19 protein-coding genes are annotated in these 18,557 nt (G+C 50.9%); 14 read left to right on the forward strand and 5 right to left on the reverse strand.

The window, feature by feature from the left end:
- The 3 genes from AAF564_18495 to AAF564_18505 form a co-directional block, all read right to left on the reverse strand.
- The coding region (locus AAF564_18495) for an imelysin family protein (GenBank protein ID MEM8487546.1) at positions 1-581 on the reverse strand (581 nt) is incomplete at its 3' end.
- Between the two features lie 195 nt (positions 582-776).
- Positions 777-1,709: a glyoxylate/hydroxypyruvate reductase A gene (locus tag AAF564_18500; GenBank protein MEM8487547.1), complete on the reverse strand. Its 933-nt coding sequence runs from the start codon at positions 1,707-1,709 to the stop codon at positions 777-779.
- A gap of 21 nt (positions 1,710-1,730) precedes the next feature.
- Complete coding sequence (locus AAF564_18505; GenBank protein MEM8487548.1) at positions 1,731-1,964, reverse strand: hypothetical protein; 234 nt, start codon at positions 1,962-1,964, stop codon at positions 1,731-1,733.
- A gap of 262 nt (positions 1,965-2,226) precedes the next feature.
- Between AAF564_18505 and AAF564_18510 the strand changes: the two genes are divergently transcribed.
- From AAF564_18510 to AAF564_18535, 6 genes are all read left to right on the forward strand, one after another.
- Positions 2,227-3,063, forward strand: a complete 837-nt coding sequence (locus AAF564_18510; protein MEM8487549.1) for a DUF5996 family protein — start codon at positions 2,227-2,229, stop codon at positions 3,061-3,063.
- Positions 3,064-3,158: 95 nt separating this feature from the next.
- Positions 3,159-4,097 carry a threonine/serine dehydratase gene (locus AAF564_18515; GenBank protein MEM8487550.1) on the forward strand — a complete coding sequence of 313 codons (939 nt, stop codon included), beginning with the start codon at positions 3,159-3,161 and terminating at the stop codon, positions 4,095-4,097.
- Positions 4,098-4,508: 411 nt separating this feature from the next.
- Positions 4,509-4,985, forward strand: a complete 477-nt coding sequence (locus tag AAF564_18520; GenBank protein MEM8487551.1) for an Lrp/AsnC family transcriptional regulator — start codon at positions 4,509-4,511, stop codon at positions 4,983-4,985.
- Between the two features lie 191 nt (positions 4,986-5,176).
- Positions 5,177-6,583 carry a hypothetical protein gene (locus tag AAF564_18525; GenBank protein MEM8487552.1) on the forward strand — a complete coding sequence of 469 codons (1,407 nt, stop codon included), beginning with the start codon at positions 5,177-5,179 and terminating at the stop codon, positions 6,581-6,583.
- A 1-nt stretch (position 6,584) separates the two neighbouring features.
- On the forward strand, positions 6,585-7,034 hold the full coding sequence (locus AAF564_18530) for a hypothetical protein (GenBank protein ID MEM8487553.1): 450 nt from the start codon (positions 6,585-6,587) through the stop codon (positions 7,032-7,034).
- Positions 7,035-7,317: 283 nt separating this feature from the next.
- A complete protein-coding gene (locus AAF564_18535) occupies positions 7,318-7,773 on the forward strand; it encodes a LapA family protein (GenBank protein ID MEM8487554.1) in 456 nt (151 codons plus the stop codon).
- 62 nt (positions 7,774-7,835) lie between these two features.
- Here the strand turns inward: AAF564_18535 and AAF564_18540 are convergent, their stop codons facing one another.
- The gene (locus AAF564_18540; GenBank protein ID MEM8487555.1) at positions 7,836-8,198 is read right to left on the reverse strand and encodes a cupin domain-containing protein; all 363 of its coding nucleotides are present in this window, start codon (positions 8,196-8,198) and stop codon (positions 7,836-7,838) included.
- A 74-nt stretch (positions 8,199-8,272) separates the two neighbouring features.
- Here AAF564_18540 and AAF564_18545 point away from each other — a divergent pair, with 74 nt between their 5' ends.
- The 8 genes from AAF564_18545 to AAF564_18580 all read left to right on the forward strand — a co-directional run bounded on the left by AAF564_18545 (position 8,273) and on the right by AAF564_18580 (position 18,038).
- Complete coding sequence (locus AAF564_18545) at positions 8,273-9,316, forward strand: bifunctional oligoribonuclease/PAP phosphatase NrnA (protein MEM8487556.1); 1,044 nt, start codon at positions 8,273-8,275, stop codon at positions 9,314-9,316.
- Between the two features lie 183 nt (positions 9,317-9,499).
- Complete coding sequence (locus tag AAF564_18550) at positions 9,500-11,002, forward strand: leucyl aminopeptidase (GenBank protein ID MEM8487557.1); 1,503 nt, start codon at positions 9,500-9,502, stop codon at positions 11,000-11,002.
- Between the two features lie 33 nt (positions 11,003-11,035).
- Positions 11,036-12,058 (forward strand): 4-hydroxythreonine-4-phosphate dehydrogenase PdxA, encoded by a 1,023-nt coding sequence (gene pdxA / locus AAF564_18555; GenBank protein ID MEM8487558.1) that lies wholly within the window; start codon positions 11,036-11,038, stop codon positions 12,056-12,058.
- Positions 12,059-12,171: 113 nt separating this feature from the next.
- On the forward strand, positions 12,172-12,942 hold the full coding sequence (locus AAF564_18560) for a class I SAM-dependent methyltransferase (GenBank protein MEM8487559.1): 771 nt from the start codon (positions 12,172-12,174) through the stop codon (positions 12,940-12,942).
- Positions 12,943-13,185: 243 nt separating this feature from the next.
- Complete coding sequence (locus AAF564_18565) at positions 13,186-13,797, forward strand: ATP-binding cassette domain-containing protein (GenBank protein ID MEM8487560.1); 612 nt, start codon at positions 13,186-13,188, stop codon at positions 13,795-13,797.
- Positions 13,798-14,112: 315 nt separating this feature from the next.
- Positions 14,113-15,741: a sodium:alanine symporter family protein gene (locus AAF564_18570; protein MEM8487561.1), complete on the forward strand. Its 1,629-nt coding sequence runs from the start codon at positions 14,113-14,115 to the stop codon at positions 15,739-15,741.
- A 736-nt stretch (positions 15,742-16,477) separates the two neighbouring features.
- The gene (locus tag AAF564_18575) at positions 16,478-17,092 is read left to right on the forward strand and encodes a GDSL-type esterase/lipase family protein (GenBank protein MEM8487562.1); all 615 of its coding nucleotides are present in this window, start codon (positions 16,478-16,480) and stop codon (positions 17,090-17,092) included.
- Positions 17,093-17,147: 55 nt separating this feature from the next.
- The gene (locus tag AAF564_18580; GenBank protein MEM8487563.1) at positions 17,148-18,038 is read left to right on the forward strand and encodes a hypothetical protein; all 891 of its coding nucleotides are present in this window, start codon (positions 17,148-17,150) and stop codon (positions 18,036-18,038) included.
- Here AAF564_18580 and AAF564_18585 read toward each other — a convergent pair.
- The coding region (locus AAF564_18585; GenBank protein MEM8487564.1) for a DUF72 domain-containing protein at positions 18,010-18,557 on the reverse strand (548 nt) is incomplete at its 5' end. The genes AAF564_18580 and AAF564_18585 overlap by 29 nt on opposite strands.

Here is an 18,557-nt window from a genome sequence, read left to right on the forward strand (position 1 = left end):
GCCGCACGCCGACTTGCATTTGCGTCCGTGGTATAATCCGTAACCGGGCGATTCCCTGCGCCTGTTGCACTCAGGTCCTGGCCCCACAACAGAAATTCGATAGCATGATAACCCGTTGAGACATTTTCTTCTGCGCCAACTTCGTTGAGCGACTCAATCAGGTCTGTGTCAATACTAGGGAAGGAGGCCGCATTGTTGACAATCCCTGCACCGGCGTCGCCGACTACGTAATCAACATACGCTTCGTCCAGGGGCCAGGCATTGAGGAGGCCTTCTGGGCCATCTGCGTCATCGATAGGACCGCTGGCAAAACGATAGGCCTCTGTTTGTCCGTAGGGCTCCCGTGCATTCAGCCATGCCTCACGTGCAGCATCGAGCGTAGCTTGAGAAGGGTTAGCTACAAAAGCGTCAACTGCTTGGTCGAGGAGTACAGCGGCATTGTAAGAGTCCTCGTAAGAAGCAAAGACAATGTCTGCGTATGTCTCGACGACCGCAGCTCTATCAAGCGGATCATCATCGTTTGAGTCACACCCTGCAAGAATGAGTAGCAGGGTAAGAACCATATATTTACTTAAACGCATTGGTTTGTTGTTGGAATGTGTGGTGATAGAATGGTTGTTTTTACTTAGACTAAATATAAATAAAAGAAATGTCTTTGCCATACCGCATGGTTCAATTTTGTGGAATCTTGACAGTAAAACCGCCTACGGGGGAGTTAGGTTATTTTCAAAGCTATACCCGTTGGTTTATACAAATCGGGTATGGCCGTTGCCCCGTCAGTACTCCCGTCCCAGGTCGACTGCGTGTAATAGCGGTTGGCCGGCGTTGGCCCGATGGTAGTTTTCCACCACCTGCACGGCAGCCGTTTGCGGATTGGTAATGCTTGCTACATGCGGCGTAACCGTGATTTGCGGGTGGCGCCAGAATGGGTGATCTGCCGGCAGCGGTTCTTCATTAAACACATCCAGGCAAGCGCCTTGTAGTGAGCCGTTTCCTAGCGCCTCAAGCAAGTCCGAATCGACAACATGCGCACCACGGGCGACATTGATGAGGTACGCATTGGGCTGGAGCCTGGAAAATACGTCGGTATTCAAGATGCCACGGGTAGCTGTTGTAAGCGGAAGCAAACAAACGAGGATACGCGTTTTTTCAAGAAATGCCGGCAGCATGGCTTCGCCGGCAAAAGAGGCTTCCAGTGCCGGATGTGCTGGGCCACTGCGACGCCATCCGTAAACAGTGAACCCCAGTGCCGCAAGCGCTTGTGCAGCATCGCTGCCCAGCATGCCCATCCCCATGATGCCAACCGGAAAATCAGCGATGTTGCGCGGTGCAGCAGGCCGCCACGTTTGAGTAGTTTGTTGTTGTTTGTACAGGTCAAAATCTCTGAAAGAATGCAAAACAGCTGTGACAACGTATTGCGTCATCGACGCAACAAGATTAGGATCTACAATACGTGCTACGGGAAGATGCCGGGGAATGGTAGGGTCTTGCAGGATATGATCAATGCCGGCGCCCAATGAGGCGATGGCTTTAAGATTTTTAAACCGTGTGAATACATCGTGCGGATGCTGCCACAGCAGCGCAAAGCTAACATCATCAGGATGCGAAATATCTGGCCAAACCTGCACGTCAATATCAGGATCAACCGCTTTGATGCCCGCAAGCCAGGGGGCCGGGTCTTTGGTCGGGCAGAGGAAAAGCAGCGACATGTTGGGAAGGCGTGGCAGTGCCTAGTCTATTTCTGACTGATGCGTTAGCGACTCAATTTCAGATTCCAGTAATTCGATTTTGCGCTTCAGGTTGTATACCATGGAAAGCATCAAGATCAGTCCGGTACTCAAGGCAAGCGCGCCAACAACGCCGGCGAGCTTCAAGCCGGCCATCTCAGACTTTGCAAAAAATAAAAGCCAGATAGGGCCCAACGTAAGGAGGAAGGGGACGAGGAGTTTTGTGGGTCTTCTCATATATTTGCGGGTACTGGGGTCAACGGTGTCTGTTGAGAAAGGCAGGCAAACGTTGAACCGAGGGACAATTGACAACGATCTAACCTGACAATTTGCCGCGGGATCCTCTATGCATTGAATCCCGGAAAAAGGAAATTGTGCGCAAGATCTCGATAAGCTAAAACTGAACAGGGGCACTGCGCTGGCTTAAGAAACGCGCAGGTAACAGTTGGCACCTCCGTTATACACAAAATGCATACGCTACAATTGAACCCAAGAATACATGGATACCTGGATTCCACTGAATATACTTGCTCCGGAAAGATTAATAGACGCAAGGCTACAACTCCACTGGGCTGCGCAAATTGCTGCGACAGTAGGGTATAGTTTTATTCCACCTGAACCAGACTGGCGTCATGTGAGCCTGTCCGGCTATTCTGATGCATCAGGGTACATGCTGGTTAGTCAACCGGTGAAGGCGCATGGGGGATTTCGCGTTGGGTTGCGTTTGGCAGACCTGACGTTGGTGCTGCTGAATGAAGCCAACGAGATCAGGCATGCCTTTGCCCTTACGGGCCATACGCTGGATGAAGGGTATGACTGGTTAGCGAAGGTTGCTGCCCCAGCTGCAACTATGGCCCTGATGCGGCCCGACCATGAGTTACCTGATCACCGGGTTGGCAAGGGGGACGCGTTCAAGTTTTCAGACAGGGAGGCTTTTGCGTTACTGGCTTCCTGGTATACAAATGCCACACCAACACTCGAGGCTTTTGCCGCTGCGTATCCCGCGGCCGGCGCTGTGCGATGCTGGCCGCACCACTTTGACATCGCAAGCCTGTGGGCATGGGATCCTGAAAAAGACCCGGAAGAAGGGCGCAGTATCGGTGTTGGGTTTGTGCCTGGGGATACGGCGTATCCAGTGCCCTATATCTATGTGACACCCTGGCCTTATCCTGAATGTTCACCGGAGGCATCGCTGAAAGCAGGGCATTGGCACACTGAAAACTGGGTAGGCGCAGTGCTGAGGTTGGAAGAGTTAGGGCCGGCGGCGGCGCAGGGGGAGCGGGTGCGCACATTTATAGAGCAGGCTGTAGCAGCGAGCAGCAATATGCTTTCATAGATTTTGCTCGCCCCGAGGCAGTTCCTTTTTGTGAAAATCATATCTTCTGCTGGTCGCCCACTTTTAATCCCCTTGCAGGCCCGGTGCCGGAAAAAATGTCGGAATTAAAGGAAAAAATTGACCTTGCAGCGCAGCGTATTCACCAGCACATCCGAAAAACGCCTTTGGAGCCAGCGCACAGCGGGGGGCAGGACTTTTATCTGAAACTTGAGTGCCTGCAAAAAACGCGTTCATTCAAGTTGCGTGGAGCCCTCAATAAGCTGCTTTCACTTTCGCCTGAACAACTACAGCAAGGTGTGATCACGGCTTCTACCGGGAACCATGGATTGGCAGTAGCCTTTGGTCTGGATTTGCTGCAGGCGCCGGGGAAAATTGTCTTGCCCGAGACAGCTGCGCCGAAGAAGGTGGCGTTACTTGAGCGTTACAATGTGGAGCTGGTGTTCCATGGACAGGACTCTGCAACCTCCGAGACGTACGCAAGGCAACTTGCTGCGGCATCCGAGCAGCCTTTTATATCTCCTTACAACGACTGGGAGGTGGTTGCGGGGCAGGGCACGATCGGGATAGAATTATGCGATCAACTCCCCGGCCTGCAGAGCGTGTATGTGCCGGTGGGTGGCGGCGGACTCATAAGTGGCATTGCCGGCTACCTGAAAGCTGTGGTGCCTGATGTAGAAATTGTGGGCTGTATCCCGGCCCATTCACCGGTTATGCATGAATGTGTGGAGGCTGGCAAAATTGTAGCCGGCACGGTCGAGCCAACACTCTCGGACGGAACAGCAGGGGGAGTCGAAGACGGGGCCATTACCTTTCCACTATGCAGAGACCTGGTGGATAGATGGGTGCGTGTTTCCGAAGCAGAAATTCAGGCTGGCATGCGTTGGGCATTTGAAGCGCAGGGCCTGGTGGTCGAAGGTGCTGCCGGCGTGAGCATAGCGGCATTTCATAAACAGCCGCCAGCAACAGGGCCGGCTGTAGTGGTGCTGTGCGGCGGCAATGTGGATATTGCGCAATTTAAAAAACTGGTGTGGTGACAGAGCTATTGGTAGGATCTGTTGGAAATAGGCGCCAAAAGAAACACCAACCAGAAACAAGGGCCAGTGCTTCGAAAAGCGCCGGCCCTCATTTTTCCTTGCTAAATACAAAACTGGCCATGTGTGGGAGACCAGTTCCGGGATCGCGAAATGCTGTCAGTCTAAACCCGATCAGATGGACACCAGGGTTTTTACTGCTGTCTTAAGCTATACGCGCCCCTAAATGTGTGACGGATACACAAAGCATCCTGCTCTAGAATTAAGCGCAGTCGAATCAAGTCTGAAAATATGCGCAATAATTCGAACGAAATTCTGCCTGTTGTCTATATTGTGGAATATAACATGGCTACGCGTAGATACGGCGGAATTTTGCATTTGTCAATACAGCCGAAAACAATTCGGAGGGTAACTTTGAAAAGAGCATTGGACCGAATAGATGAGCAACTAATTGAGTTGCTACAGAAGAATGCCCGGATGTCGAACAAGGAGCTGGCTGCGCAGGTAGGGATTGCACCATCCACCTGTTTTGAGCGGGTGCGTCGATTGGAAGATGCCGGGATCTTTCTAGGGTACCACGCGGTGGTTGATTTAAAGAAACTGGGCAGCACCCTGGAGGCTATGGTTGCAATCAGGTTGCATAAACATAGTGCGGCACTGGTCGACGCTTTTACGCAGCATGCCGTCTCGCTCCCTGAAGTCCGCGAGGTGTACCATGTCGCCGGTATCAATGATTTTATGCTGCATGTCGTCGTTAGAGACAGCGATCACCTGCGTATGCTTGTCATGAAAGACATATCGAGCAGAGATGACATTGCACACGTTGAAACGGCCCTCGTGTTTGAACATACGCGGAACGACTTGCTCCCTTTTGAAGGACTGGACAGGTAATTGAACGCCCCTCCAAAACGGCCACCATGTGCTATGTTTACCCCAATTCTATAAACGCAATTTGTAACATTTTTATGAAGTTATTTCATTTGTAAACCTTTGTGATTTAAAGGTTTATATCTGCTTGTGTGCTTGCCCGGCAATTCCTACCTAGTGCGTGAACTATTGTATCACGCAATCTGGTAGAACACATGAACCACAAATCCTGGATTCGTTTTCTTGTATTGTTTGTCGCCGTTGTGCTGGGGCTTGCCGGCAGTGGCTGCGATGTCCTCAATGAAACGGGCAATCCCGAAGAACTCATCGATCAGGCAAAGGCCTGGCACAAAGCCGAACTGGCTTCCGCGGAAGGACCTGCCAAATCCGATGCCGACCCAGACCCGGCCTTGTTACTCCACCGGTTCTTCCCCGACTGGAATGCTGCTGCCGTTGTAACCGGGCCTGCTGGTAAGAGCGCTGTGTATGCAACCCTGGGCCCTGATGCCCGCGTTAGTTTTGATTCTACGCGGGCCATCGTACGTACGATCATTATCTCAACGGATGAAACCGGGGGGATTGGTAGCGGCGAAATTGTTGAGTTTGTTGCTGGTGATGCCGCTGCATTGGAAAATGTAGGAAGTCTCGTTTGGCAATACCTCGCCAATGATTTTGAAGACGCCTCCATTTTGGTGGCCCGGTACAGCGTGCGCTATAAACCGATGGCGGCCCGCCTGCACCGGCCGCAAAGAGAAGCCGTTGACCTCGGGTTCAGGTACGAGACGCGCACCGTAACAAGCGCCGGCAAACGGGCCGAAACCGTCTACTGCATGGTCCTTGATATCATCACCTATGGGGTGAGTGTAGGGGACAATGACTTTACCTGGAATACCGACGTTTACCTCGATTGCTGGAGTGAAGATGGAAATGTGCTGGGAGATGAAGGCGCAACCGGAGATGGCGGCACAGGCGGAGCCGGCGGTAATTCTGAATATGACGGCACGGAAACGGACATCGGGGATGTCGTAAGCAAGGCCCACCTGGAGTCTGTTTTTGAAGGGTGCGGTGTGAAAAACGAATCTTCAGCTATGGGGAAGGCTTATGAACGTGTTATTCGTAACGTGTTAGACATGGACGAGCGCGCTGGTACTAACGTTTCTGGCTCTCAGTTGGATGGCTATACCTCGAACAACTATAATGGAATTACGTGGATTAATTCTATCATGGAGGCCAAGTTCTCTGAAGGGGCATCACCGTTTACAACCGCTCAAACGACAGCACATCTTCAGGAATTGAATGCTGTTTATTATCTTCATCCAGAGGGCACCAACGTTTTGGGCCCACCGCTGTATTATGCTGTAACGCAGTATTCCGGATCGAATATGAAGCTAAATCCTGCTAATACGATGATAGCGAAGGCAGAAGAATTAGGGGTTGCCGTGGTCCATTTGTCTATCCGCGAGTTACCCTTCAATAAGTATATCTTGTTTGGGAATCTTCTGACGGACATGAGCCTTATTGGCTGGCGTGATTTCAATGTTGAAATTCCCGAGTCCTGGATTGACAACGCGCCATGGAGTTTGCCTTTCAGCATCGACTGTGAAGTTGTAAACGGAGAGTGAAATGAGTTCCATGCTTTACATATACTTGGATCCTGGAAGTCCTACCTTAGAATTTGAATTGGACTGCTTGGATGCCTATGGGTTTGCTATGAGCAATACAACGCAGGCAGTTGTTGGGTCTAATGCTATCGGAGAACTAATCTTCGAGAAGCTTGACGAGCAAGCTCAAGCCTTGCTTCAGGTGAAAGGACGTGCGTTTGAAGCACACTTGAAATTGCGCGCGCCTGAACCGTTAAAGCAAGCATTAATGGCATACCATAAAGCGGCGGCTCAGGTGTTCGAGGATGAACAAGAACGAGCAAGGGCGTTAATAGAAAAAGCGGATGCTATAATTCCTGGGCATGAGACCTTATTGTTCTTTAAGTATCTCCAGCGAGACATTGGCGGCGCTGTCTTGATATGTGATCTTGCAATTGAAGCAGGAAAAGATGTGTATTGGGCAATCGCATAGTGAGCACAAGCACGAATAACAGGACCAAAACAAAAGGCTGGCATTGCTCAGCCTTTTGTTTTGCAACCCGTATGCGGTATTTCTATAAAATTACGCTGTATCAAGCCAAAATCAGCAAAAAAATCACCTCGTTTGCTTGAGCTTGGCGTGCAGTCAGCGTACCATATAAACAGTTCTTGCCCTGCCTTGAAACGCCCAATTGCAATGGCCGGCGCTACAGCACTCCTTAAAAGGACGCTGAAGCTGTTCGGAGTTTCAACTTGTAGAACGTTTTAAACGAACCATGAAAGCCAGAACCTTAATTTTCCTGTCGATCCTTTTTCTCGTGTTGCTTATTGCCGCGATCAACTGGACCGTCTTCACGACCCCTGTCCCATTAAATTTGCTGTTCACCACGGTTAATGTGCCTATTGGCCTCTCCATGTTGATGGTGATCGGGGTACTCAGTTTTCTATACCTGTTTTTTGTGTGGAAAACCCAGACGAGTGCGTTTTTCGAGAGCCGACGCAAAAATACAGAAGTGGAAAAAGCCCGCAAGTTGGCAGACAGCGAAGAGGAATCGCGGGTCAGCATGCTGAAGAAACTGGTTGAGGAAGAAATGAAAGGGGTCAATTCGAAGTTGGATCAGCTGATGGGCCAACTGAATGTAGAAGCATCACCACCGGAAGATGAATCTGTGGTTGAAAAAATGGGAGACTCCCTTAAAAATATCGGCAAAAAGATCAAAGAGTCGATCTAGACTACAACAGCCAGCATTCAATTATTTAGAGCAGCATACCAACGCTTTGGTATGCTGCTTTTTTATTCTAATACCTCTTCGTCCGCTACACGCCACGGTGGATCAACCATGCAAAGGAAAACCAGTGGCTCATCTCCGGTATTTTCTATGCACTGAACCGCACCGGGTGGAATGTAAACGGTGTCGTTTGCTGTGACTGCCTCCTTTTCCTCGTCGATAAACATCGTGCCGCGGCCTGAGAGGATATAGTATACTTCTGCGGCTGCCAGTTTGTGTTTGAGAGATGTTTGCCGCGGCGGTACCACTGCGTGAGCGAGGCTGTATCTGATGGCAAGGTCTGTTTTGTCGGGATGCAAGATTTCTTTCAAAATCGTGGCGTCACCAGCAACAATCGTCGTGCAGTCCTGCAGTTTTCTTATAAACATAGTGTCTCCAAAAAACGAACATTTAGGGGCTCCCGGCGTTAGGAAGAGGCTAAAAAAATAAGCAGCCTAACTGAATGTCGGATACCTTTTTATCGAGCTTTTTGTCAAACCAGCGCTTTTGTCTGGTCACCCACGTAAGGCCTGATGGCGATGCCATTGGATCACAGCTTGCCATGGGGTTGTTGCTAGCCAAGTTGGGGAAAGAAGTTCATATGATCAATAGCGATCCGATTCCCGATAACATGGGATGGTTGCCTGAAGTTGGCCGGATCGAAGTGTTTAATGGGTCGCTCGACCAACGTGAGCGGTTTAGCAATGCGGATGCTGTGGTTGTGATGGATGCCAATGCGCAGAAGCGTTTGGGTGATGTGGGCTCACTTGTAAAGAATGCCGCCGGCACGCGTTACCTGATTGATCACCATACGAACCCGGAGTCCTGGTTTGATGTCTCCTACGTGAACGACAAAGCATCGTCAACCGGAGAGCTGGTCTTTGAGTTGATTGAAGCTGCAGACAAACTCGATTTGATCGATGAAGCCATTGCTTCTGCCCTGTACGCCGCCATCGTTACAGACACGGGTTCGTTCAAGTTTAGCGCAGTAACGCCGGCCTTGCACCGCAAAGTTGCCGAAATTCTCGAAAGAGGGGGCATACAGCCAACACCGGTGCACACAGCAATTTACGACACCCGTTCGCTTGCCAGCCTGCGTCTGCTTTCGCGGGCACTCGCCACCATAACGCTGAAGCACAACGGACAGGTGGGGTACATGGTTATCTCACAGCGTATGTTACGCGAACTCCAGGCTGATTCAGACGAGACAGACGGTTTTGTAAACTATGTTCTGTCTATCGAAAGCGTAAAAGCCGGCTTGCTGTTTTTAGAAACCGCAAAAGGCACCAAGGTTAGTTTTCGCTCTTCCACCGATACGCACGTAAATGGATGGGCCCAGTCATTTGGCGGTGGGGGACATCGTAATGCATCAGGTGCCTTCCTGAAAAAACCATTGGAGCGAACTATTGAAGAAGTGATCGCTGCTGCACCAGAGTTTATCGATATCGAAGGGCAAGATGTCCCTGAAGACGACTTGTTAACACCTGAAGACTTTCTGCGAAAATAGCGGGCATGCGGACGCACTTCTTCTACGCCGAAATAAAGTCCGAAAGTGCCCATTGCTGCGGTTACCCGATAGTTCAATACACCAACTTAAGTACGCAACTAGCGATACACTAGGCTGCCAGAAGACGCTGTTCGGTACCGCCGCAAACTGCAAGCTAAGCTTTGAAGATGAATCACGTGGCTTATGAAAGTATCAGTAACTACTCTTTCTATTGCTGAACTGGATGTCGAATTACTCCTCATCCCGGTAAGCGAATCGCATATAGAAGCAGCACGTCTCAACCTTGCAGAGGCATTTGGTGATGTCATTCAGCGTGCAGCGCCAGACTTTGACGGTAAAGCAGAAGAGCAGGTTGTACTCTATCCCGAGAAATCTCGCGCAAAACGGATTGCCCTGTTGGGCCTCGGGCCGTGGGAAAGTGTTGACAATGAAACCCTGCGTAGCGCAGCGTCAGCTGGTGCAACGCTTGCATACAAACTTAAAGTAGAAACAGCAGCTTGCATGCTGCCGGCAGGGGCGCTGGACGTTGATACGGCCACACAGGCGCTTGTCGAAGGCTTTGTGTTAGGGTCTTATCGGTTTGCAACGTACAAAACTGACGAAAAAGACAAGCGGCCCGGTCCAATGCGACTCGTACTGCACGCACAGGACCAGGAAAAAGCTTGCCGTGCTGGCGCGGAACGCGGACGCGTTATCGCTGAATCAGTCATTTCAGCGCGCGACCTCGTAAACACTTCTCCGAATGAGCAGACTGCTACACTGCTCGGCAAAGCCATCGAGCGCTCCGCAAAAAAGCACGGGTATGAAGCAGATGTATGGGATAAAGCGCTCATTGAAGAAGAGAAGATGGGTGGTATCCTTGCCGTCAACCTGGGAAGCGTAGAGCCCCCTACGTTTAGCATGCTCACGTGGAAACCTGAAAATTCGGTAAACGATAAACCAATTGTACTGGTTGGCAAAGGCGTGGTTTACGATACGGGCGGTTTGTCGCTTAAGCCCACCAAAGGCTCCATGGATTACATGAAGTCTGACATGGGGGGCGCGGCTGCTGTAATCGGCGCAATGGAAGCTATTGCCCGTTTGGCCCTGCCGTTACACGTAATTGGCATGGTGCCGGCAACCGACAACCGCCCCGGCGTAAATGCATACGTCCCCGGCGACGTGATCCGGATGCACTCGGGTAAAACCGTGGAGGTGCTCAATACTGACGCTGAGGGGCGCATGCTGTTGGCAGATGCCCTTTCGTATGCCCAAACATACAAGCCGGCGCTGGTGTTTGACCTCGCCACCCTCACAGGCGGCGCAGTGGTTGCCCTGGGACGCACTGCTGCTGCAGTCATGACAAACGAAACCGAAGGTGCAGCTGAACGCATTGAAGCAATTGAGGCTGCCGGCCGGGAGAGCGGTGACCTTGTCCACCGACTACCCATGTTTGCTGCATATGGCGATCAACTGAAAAGCAATGTGGCAGACATCAAAAACGTTGGGGGGAGGGAGGCCAGTTCTATAACTGCCGGTAAATTCCTCGAACATTTTGTAGACTACCCTTGGATACACGTAGATATTGCCGGCCCGGCATTTCTGCATGAACCCAAACCTTACCGTCCCTACGGCGGGACCGGATTTGGTGTGCGCCTCCTCGTAGAGTTTCTGAGGAACTACGCCAGTCCGCGTAAAAAGAAATAGAGCCTCTTGAGGCTGCATATATAGATTGTTCTCATGAAAACGAAACCTCGTATAGCGATTTCGCTTGGGGATCCGAATGGCATTGGTCCGGAAGTAACGCTGAAAAGCTTGCAAGACAGCCGGCTTTTGAAATATGTGGATCCTGTCATTATTGGTGATGCAGCGGTGCTCAATACCCACCTGGAGCATTTGCAGTTGCGTGACCTGAACATCAGGGTTGTACGCGACCTTACAGATGCCGCGCCGGGTGATCAGGTGATCACGGTGCTTGATATTAGCGATGGCAGCGAAGCCAATGTCGCGTTTGGGGAAATTACAGAAGCTGCCGGCGCACTTTCGATGAAGGCCGTCGAGCAAGCCGTTGATCTTTGCATGGAAGGTGTTGTTGATGGCATGGTCACCGCACCAATTTCGAAAGAAGCCATTTCCATGGCGGGTTACCAGAACAAGGGGCACTCTGGGTTCATCGCGCGCCGCACCAACTCCAAGTCCCATACGATGATGATGGTTTCGGAAGAAATGCGTGTGGGCCTCATCACCGAACATGTGCCAATTTGGGATGTGCCAAAGAAGATTACAAAAGAGGCGATTCTGGAACGGGTGAACATACTCTCGCACAGCCTCATCAATGACTTTGCCGTCGATCGGCCACGGATTGCGATACTTGGTCTCAATCCCCACGCAGGAGATGGTGGCTTGTTGGGGCGCGAGGAGCAGGATACCATTATGCCGGCCATCGAAGCCAGTTGCGAACAGGGGCATCTGGTGTTTGGGCCATTCCCTGCGGATGGCTTTTTTGCAGTTGGCGGATTCCGGAATTATGACGCCATCCTCGCGATGTACCACGACCAGGGATTAATTCCGTTCAAAACAATTGCCTTTGGACATGGTGTAAATTACACCGCAGGTTTACCAATCGTAAGAACTTCACCCGATCACGGCACAGCGTTTAATATAGCCGGCCAGGGCAAAGCTTCTCCGGCAAGCATGCGCAGCGCAATTTATCTTGCACTGGATATCGTACGCCAGCGCAATGTTGCCCAGGTGCCAGAATAAACGGGTACCGTACATTATTCAATACCACTTTAGAAATTGCCGCGTATTGCTGGCATGAATTCTGATAGTCCTCTGTACATTGGTCCACTCCACATACTTACCCCGTTTGAACGATGGAAACGCTCGATGTAGATAATCTGGAAGATGCTGTCCCGTACAGCGTGATTGCCAAAGGTTATGACTTTATCATGTCGCATGTAGATTATAGCATGTGGGCGGAATTCACCGACGGCTTGTTGTGGCACCTGCATCCCAACCCTGTATCCGTCCGTGAACTGGGGTGTGGTACGGGCACTTTTGCCCTGCATCTGCAACCCCTGGGCGAATACGAGTATACAGCCACAGATATCTGCGCAGAAATGATTGATGTTGCGCGGGACAAGGTGAAAGAAGCCGGCTGTGAAATTGCGTTTGAGGTTGAAGACTTTAGCAACTACACCGTTAAGTCGCCCCACGACGTAATTATCCTGCTTTATGATGGCCTCAATTACCTCGTGGAGGAGGAGAAAATAGCGTCGTTATTTGCCTGTACATATAAGGCCCTGAAGCCCGGTGGGATCTTCTTTTTTGATCAGAGTACGCCGGCTAATTCCATCAATAACGAAGAATTTTTCAGAGATGAAGGGGAAATGGATGGATTTTCGTATGTTCGGGGCAGCCAATATGATCGCGAAACACGGCTGCATACGACAACCTTCGAGATCAAAACGAGTGGCAAGACCTTTTTCGAGAAGCACGTACAGCGCGCTTATACCATGCAGCAGATAAAAACGCTGGTGCATCGTGCAGGGCTTGAAATTGTACACGCTTTTGACGGATTTTCGTCTGAAGTAGCCAGCGAAGACTCTGAGCGAATCCACTGGGTTGTCCGCCGGCCGGCCTGATTTTTCAGGCTTGCAATGCGCAGGGCCGGGACCCAACCAAGCCGGACATCTGCAAAAAAGTGGTGCATAATTGAAACTTAGTTTTTATTTATCGAATACATGCACCCATAATTAATGACTACCGGTTGTGCATAACGCATGAACCTGGCCTGACAAATCTGATATAGCACATTGATTGAATTAAAAGACGTATCCATCTCCTACCCTTTGCCTAACGGCACAAATCGAACGGTTCTAGAAAACTTGTCCTTAAGGATCGATCAGGGTGAAATGGTTTATCTGATCGGGCAGACGGGAAGCGGCAAGAGTACATTGCTGCGTATGTTGTACATGGACCTGATCCCTGATCGCGGCATCTGCCGCATTGGCGACTACCGGTCCGACATGATCCGCCCGAAAGACATCCCCTATCTTCGCCGTTCGCTTGGCGTTGTATACCAGGATTTTCAGTTGCTGCCAGATCGCACCGTATTTGAAAACGTCGCGTTTGCGCTGCATGTAACGGGTAAAAAAGGCAACGTAGTAAAAAATCGTGCAATGCAGGTATTGGCCCGTGTTGGGCTTTCGCATAAAAGCCGGCGCTTTCCCCACGAAATTTCTGGTGGTGAGCAGCAGCGCGTATCTGTCGCCCGGTCTATTGTCAACGAACCCTGGATTCTGCTTGCCGATGAGCCCACGGGTAACCTTGACCCCCGCGTGGCGGATGAAATCCACAAGCTGCTCCTCAGTCTGAACCGCCAGGGCATGACCGTGCTCATGGCCACCCACGATTACCGGCTGGTCAAAAAGTATCCTGCCCGAACGCTGGCGTTGATGAACCAGCAAATTGTCGAAGTACAGGCCCAGGCCCTGTAACCCATCTCCAATAGCTCTTTTTTGTCGCATACCCGGCTGATTTAACCAGTCGGATGCGCTCTACTGCGCTTCATTTTCGAACTTCCAGCAGTTTTACATTCTATCCCCTATATTTCGGGTCGAAAGCTTAAACCACCGCAACCCTCTTTAAGCTTCTCCAATTGTTAGGTGGCCAAGGCCCTCCTATACGCACCTCATTGAGCGATAGTGCAGAAGATTCTGTTACGCGACTTGTTGTGTACCAATTGGTATTCCTGTAATTCCCACAATATTGTATGTAGCTATATGGAGATTCTTGAGCATTTTATTGGTTTTATGAATGACCTCCTGGCCTACCCGCTCATCTTCTTCCTGTTGGGCACGGGTATCTGGCTGACCTTGAGGCTTAGTTTTGTGCAATTTCGCCGGCTCGGGCATGGTATTGCGGTGACCACTGGTAAATATGACGATGAAGATAAACCCGGGGATGTGTCCCATTTTCAGGCGCTGACAACTGCGCTCTCAGCAACGGTAGGTATTGGTAACATCGCAGGGGTAGCCATTGCGATTCACTGGGGTGGCCCCGGTGCGCTGTTCTGGATGTGGGTGACGGCGTTGCTTGGTATGGCAACAAAATATAGTGAGGTAACCCTCGCACAGCACTTCCGCCAGGATCTGGGTACCAATGATCGCGCTGGTTCTGTTGCCGGCGGTCCTATGTATTACATCGAACATGGTCTGGGCAAAAGTTGGAAGCCCGTTGCCGTGTTCTTTGCGTTTATGCTCATGGTCACTTCTTTCATGACTGGCAACGCAATCCAGGCCAATACCGTTGCTACACAGATGTACGCAAACTTTGGTATTTCTACCTGGATTACCGGTATCATCACGGCCACGATCGTTGGTATTGTTATTATCGGCGGTATCAAGCGTATTGGTCGCGTGACCAGTATCCTTGCCCCCGTGATGGCAGCCATTTACGTGGTTGGCGCGCTCTTGATTATCGGATCTGACGTTGGTGCTGCTTTTAGCGCACTCGGGACCATTTTCTCAGAAGCGTTTAATCCTACCTCTGGTGTAGCCGGAACTGGTATTGGTGTTTTCTTGATGACGATGCAACGTGGGGTACAGCGCGGGCTGTTCTCGAACGAGGCTGGTCAAGGTTCTGCACCGATTGCACACTCCGCGGCTAAAACCGATGAGCCGGTTTCTGAAGGCGTTGTTGCGCTACTCGAACCGTTCATTGATACCATTATCATCTGTACGCTGACCGGTATCGTTGTTATTAGCACGGGCGTATGGCAAGATAAGTTTGACACAACCCTGGAATTGGGGGATGGTAATATTTCCTATGTAGTAGGGGATACCAATGTCGGCTTTGAGCCAACCACTTCGCCAGACGCGCTACGCTTCGATGGTGGCGATGAAGCTGACGCAGAGATGCCGCAGCTTGCCTACTTCGACATTCCTGTAGGCCAGGTATTTACAGATGCCGATCAGACCCAGCTCTTCCAGGGTACAATTTATCCCGGACAGGCCCGGGCCGAAGGGGCAAACGGACAGGAATATACCGTCCTCTATACCCAGGCTGCGCGGAGTAGCTCGCCGCTTACTTCACTTGGCTTCGAAAAAGGCCTCGAGCCTATGGGGCTTGGCTGGCTTGGCAAATACATCGTACTTATTTGTGTATTGATGTTTGCCTTGTCGACGGCAATTTCCTGGAGTTACTACGGTGACCGCTGTGCAAACTACCTGTGGGGCGCGAAAGCCATCCTGCCGTATAAATTTGTATATGTCTTGATGCACTTCCTCGGCGCCATTGTCGCAGTAACGACAATCTGGGACCTTGGGGATGTTGCGCTGTCGCTTGTTACCATTCCGAACGTTATAGCATTGTTCATGCTGTCCGGCCTGGTTAAGAAGTTGACCGACAAGTATTTCGAAGAAAAACCCTGGGAGAAATAAACCCATCCGAAATACACTATTTACGAGGGGGGCGTGCAGCAGCATGCCCCCCTTTTTTATTACATGATATCGTGTCTGTAAGCGCCCGAAGTGGCGAGACGCTTTACGTCTCATCTTGGGATCAGCCTTGAGAGATTACGATTTAGGCTGGTTTTGATTACAAAACCTGCTTGTTTTTGCGTACATCACATGCGGGGTAAAGCTTGTCGGGATTTGCTTCTCCTCAAATAATTACTGGCTTAAATGCCCGCCAGGGACTTAAATAAGCGGTTTTAAGGTGTGGTGTCACAAAAATGTGTTTTATTTATGGGAGGAATAGCAGGTTGGGCATGGTCCTTGTAATTCAATTGGTTGTAATTAAAAACAAACTCAGTCAAACTCATGCAGCATCCGTTTCGTACCTCGCATGACTTTGCTCCCCACTCAGTGCGCTTCAACGGAAGAATTAAAGAAGGGTCCCTCCAGACCAAAGATCAGATCCGTTGGGCCAGACCGAAATTTGAGACTACCCTTTCAAGAGTAGCAAAACGCATTCGCTTCGATGCGAATCTGGTGCACAGACTCCAAGCTGTGACCAACTGATAAAAACAAATGGCACAAGGTTGATGATGCAACACTGCCTTTAAGTGCCCTGGGAGAATAAAACGGACCCACGTTTTATCAGGCCTATTGCACCTTGCCCTGGTTGACCCGTAAGTTGATCGGCAAGTTGCAATAGGCTTTTTTGTTTACAGGTATGCATTACGATTTTTTGGCGCTGGGTGACTCTTATACCATTGGGGAAGGCGTGGATCTGGCGGAAGGGTGGCCGGCCCAACTCGTTGAACTTCTGGCAGAAGACGCACTCCATTTTAACCCACCTAACATCATCGCCCAAACGGGCTGGACCACCGACGACTTACTCACGGCACTCGATACACAAAAACCCTCATCCCGTTACCATCTGGTCTCGCTGTTGATTGGCGTGAATAACCAGTACCAGAGTTTGGACATTGCTGCGTACCAGCAAGGCTTTGAACAGCTACTCGAGCGTGCTATTGCTTACGCTGATGGGGTGGCCGGCCGTGTGCTTGTTTTGTCCATTCCCGATTGGGGCGTCACCCCGTTTGCGCAAAAGGATGAATCACGCAGTCCTGCACAAATAGCAGAGGAGATTGATGCCTTTAACAAGATCAATTGTAGCGTGGCCTATCGCGCAGGCTGTATGTATGCTGACGTGACTGTCCTGACGCGTGAGCACAAAATGGATACACATGCCTGGGCTGCTGATGGCTTACATCCGGGCCCCCTGCTTTACACACACTGGGCGCGTAAACTGCAGCCACAACTGCGACTTCGCCTGACTGCGTGATGCTCCGGATTCTGGTCAGTGCATGTAGCAAGGCTGCGACATCTAAAAGGTTGCAATGGCCGTTTTTTCGCTTTATGCTGTGATATGGCAACGTGGAGCGGAAATTGCCGGCGTTGATTACATCCGCGGACCAAGCAAAGTAAAGCAAATGAACCACAGCTTACTAATTGGCAGTCTGTTGCTTTTGATATGCAGCAGCTGCGTACAATCTAATAAACTTGCCCAGCATCCCCTGGACGGCAAACGCGTTGCCGTGGTTTCCGAAATACCGCAAGCCCCCTTTGCAGATTTTAACATGACAATTTTTGACCGGGTGGGGCAGGATGTACCCATCGCCAATATGGGCGAACCCGGGAGCCGGGAAATTCCTCCACTTGTGGTGCACAAATCAGACGTGAGCGATGCCCCGCAGGGGCCAGCAACCGAAGTCCATGCGCTGATCGATAGCGTATTGATAGCCTTTGACATGTCAGCACACATGATTGATGCAACGCATAACCGAAGCGCCTCCATGATGCGGTTTGAGCCGGTTGCAGACAGCGATGGTGCAGAGTATCAGCTTGAAGTAGCCGTCGAAGATTATGGTATCGGCGCAGATGCTTGGGACGGGACAGCCTATTTTGAAGTGATGGGGCAGGTTAAGCTCGTGGAAGCAGCCAGTGGAGCCACAATTTGGGAAGGTGAAGTTATGGAGATTACAACGGTCTCCAGTGCGCTATTGCAGGTAGGCCGGCCTGCTGGTGATCTGAATACGCCGGCGGATATGTCTCGACTATCGTTCCTCGAAATGCAGAGTGTGCTCAAAGGGCTCGCTGCGTATGCTTCCATCCAATTGACGGCTCCGTTTCAGGAAGCCTATTTCAAAACCTATAACCGTGAGTCGGCACGCTTCGACAGCCGGCAGCAGGACGATCGATTCAGCGCTGCTTCTCCACGTAGTCTATAATGCGATAGGCAATGGCCTGCGCAAGCGCAGGTGAGTTGCCCCAGGCCCTGTTGTTGGCAATGATGTTAAGTTGCGCCTCCTGTTGATGGGCCTGAAATGCCAACGCTGTGACATCGAGTATCATGTCGTTGCCACCTTTGCTGTTTACAATGGCGTCTACCGGCTTTTCAAAAGGATACGCTTGTGCGTATGCTTTTGCGTAGCTGAGCCGGAGCGGCGTAAGCAGGCGCGCAACAACAGAGCGGTCTGCTGCTGAGAACAGTTTGTTGCAGCGTTGCCACTGGTCCCTAAGCGGAGGGAGCCACGTCCAGTGACTGAACACAAAACCCAGCCCTGTGCTTTCGAGCCACGCAAAGTAGGCCGGCGTCAATAAGTGGGGAGACCGTATTTCGAGATGCCCCTGCACGTCATTGGGCAAGTTCTTAAAAAAGCCATCGAGTTCGGCAATATTCTGTACATCCGAAGGGCTATCTGCCACCCGTTGATACGACTGCTCAAAAATAATCCCTTTTAATCGAC

The sequence above is a fragment of the Bacteroidota bacterium genome, from assembly GCA_039111535.1.
GTDB lineage: Bacteria > Bacteroidota > Rhodothermia > Rhodothermales > JAHQVL01 > JBCCIM01.

Bases quoted from the DNA above. Each gene is read 5' to 3' on its own strand.
- AAF564_18550 (MEM8487557.1), top strand. From the start codon at position 9,500: ATGAAAGTATCAGTAACTACTCTTTCTATTGCTGAACTGGATGTCGAA.
- AAF564_18535 (MEM8487554.1), top strand. From the start codon at position 7,318: ATGAAAGCCAGAACCTTAATTTTCCTGTCGATCCTTTTTCTCGTGTTG.
- AAF564_18580 (MEM8487563.1), top strand. From the start codon at position 17,148: ATGGCCGTTTTTTCGCTTTATGCTGTGATATGGCAACGTGGAGCGGAA.
- pdxA (MEM8487558.1), top strand. From the start codon at position 11,036: ATGAAAACGAAACCTCGTATAGCGATTTCGCTTGGGGATCCGAATGGC.
- AAF564_18530 (MEM8487553.1), top strand. From the start codon at position 6,585: ATGAGTTCCATGCTTTACATATACTTGGATCCTGGAAGTCCTACCTTA.
- AAF564_18560 (MEM8487559.1), top strand. From the start codon at position 12,172: ATGGAAACGCTCGATGTAGATAATCTGGAAGATGCTGTCCCGTACAGC.
- AAF564_18500 (MEM8487547.1), bottom strand. From the start codon at position 1,709: ATGTCGCTGCTTTTCCTCTGCCCGACCAAAGACCCGGCCCCCTGGCTT.
- AAF564_18525 (MEM8487552.1), top strand. From the start codon at position 5,177: ATGAACCACAAATCCTGGATTCGTTTTCTTGTATTGTTTGTCGCCGTT.
- AAF564_18545 (MEM8487556.1), top strand. From the start codon at position 8,273: ATGTCGGATACCTTTTTATCGAGCTTTTTGTCAAACCAGCGCTTTTGT.
- AAF564_18570 (MEM8487561.1), top strand. From the start codon at position 14,113: ATGAATGACCTCCTGGCCTACCCGCTCATCTTCTTCCTGTTGGGCACG.
- AAF564_18575 (MEM8487562.1), top strand. From the start codon at position 16,478: ATGCATTACGATTTTTTGGCGCTGGGTGACTCTTATACCATTGGGGAA.
- AAF564_18510 (MEM8487549.1), top strand. From the start codon at position 2,227: ATGGATACCTGGATTCCACTGAATATACTTGCTCCGGAAAGATTAATA.
- AAF564_18515 (MEM8487550.1), top strand. From the start codon at position 3,159: ATGTCGGAATTAAAGGAAAAAATTGACCTTGCAGCGCAGCGTATTCAC.
- AAF564_18505 (MEM8487548.1), bottom strand. From the start codon at position 1,964: ATGAGAAGACCCACAAAACTCCTCGTCCCCTTCCTCCTTACGTTGGGC.
- AAF564_18540 (MEM8487555.1), bottom strand. From the start codon at position 8,198: ATGTTTATAAGAAAACTGCAGGACTGCACGACGATTGTTGCTGGTGAC.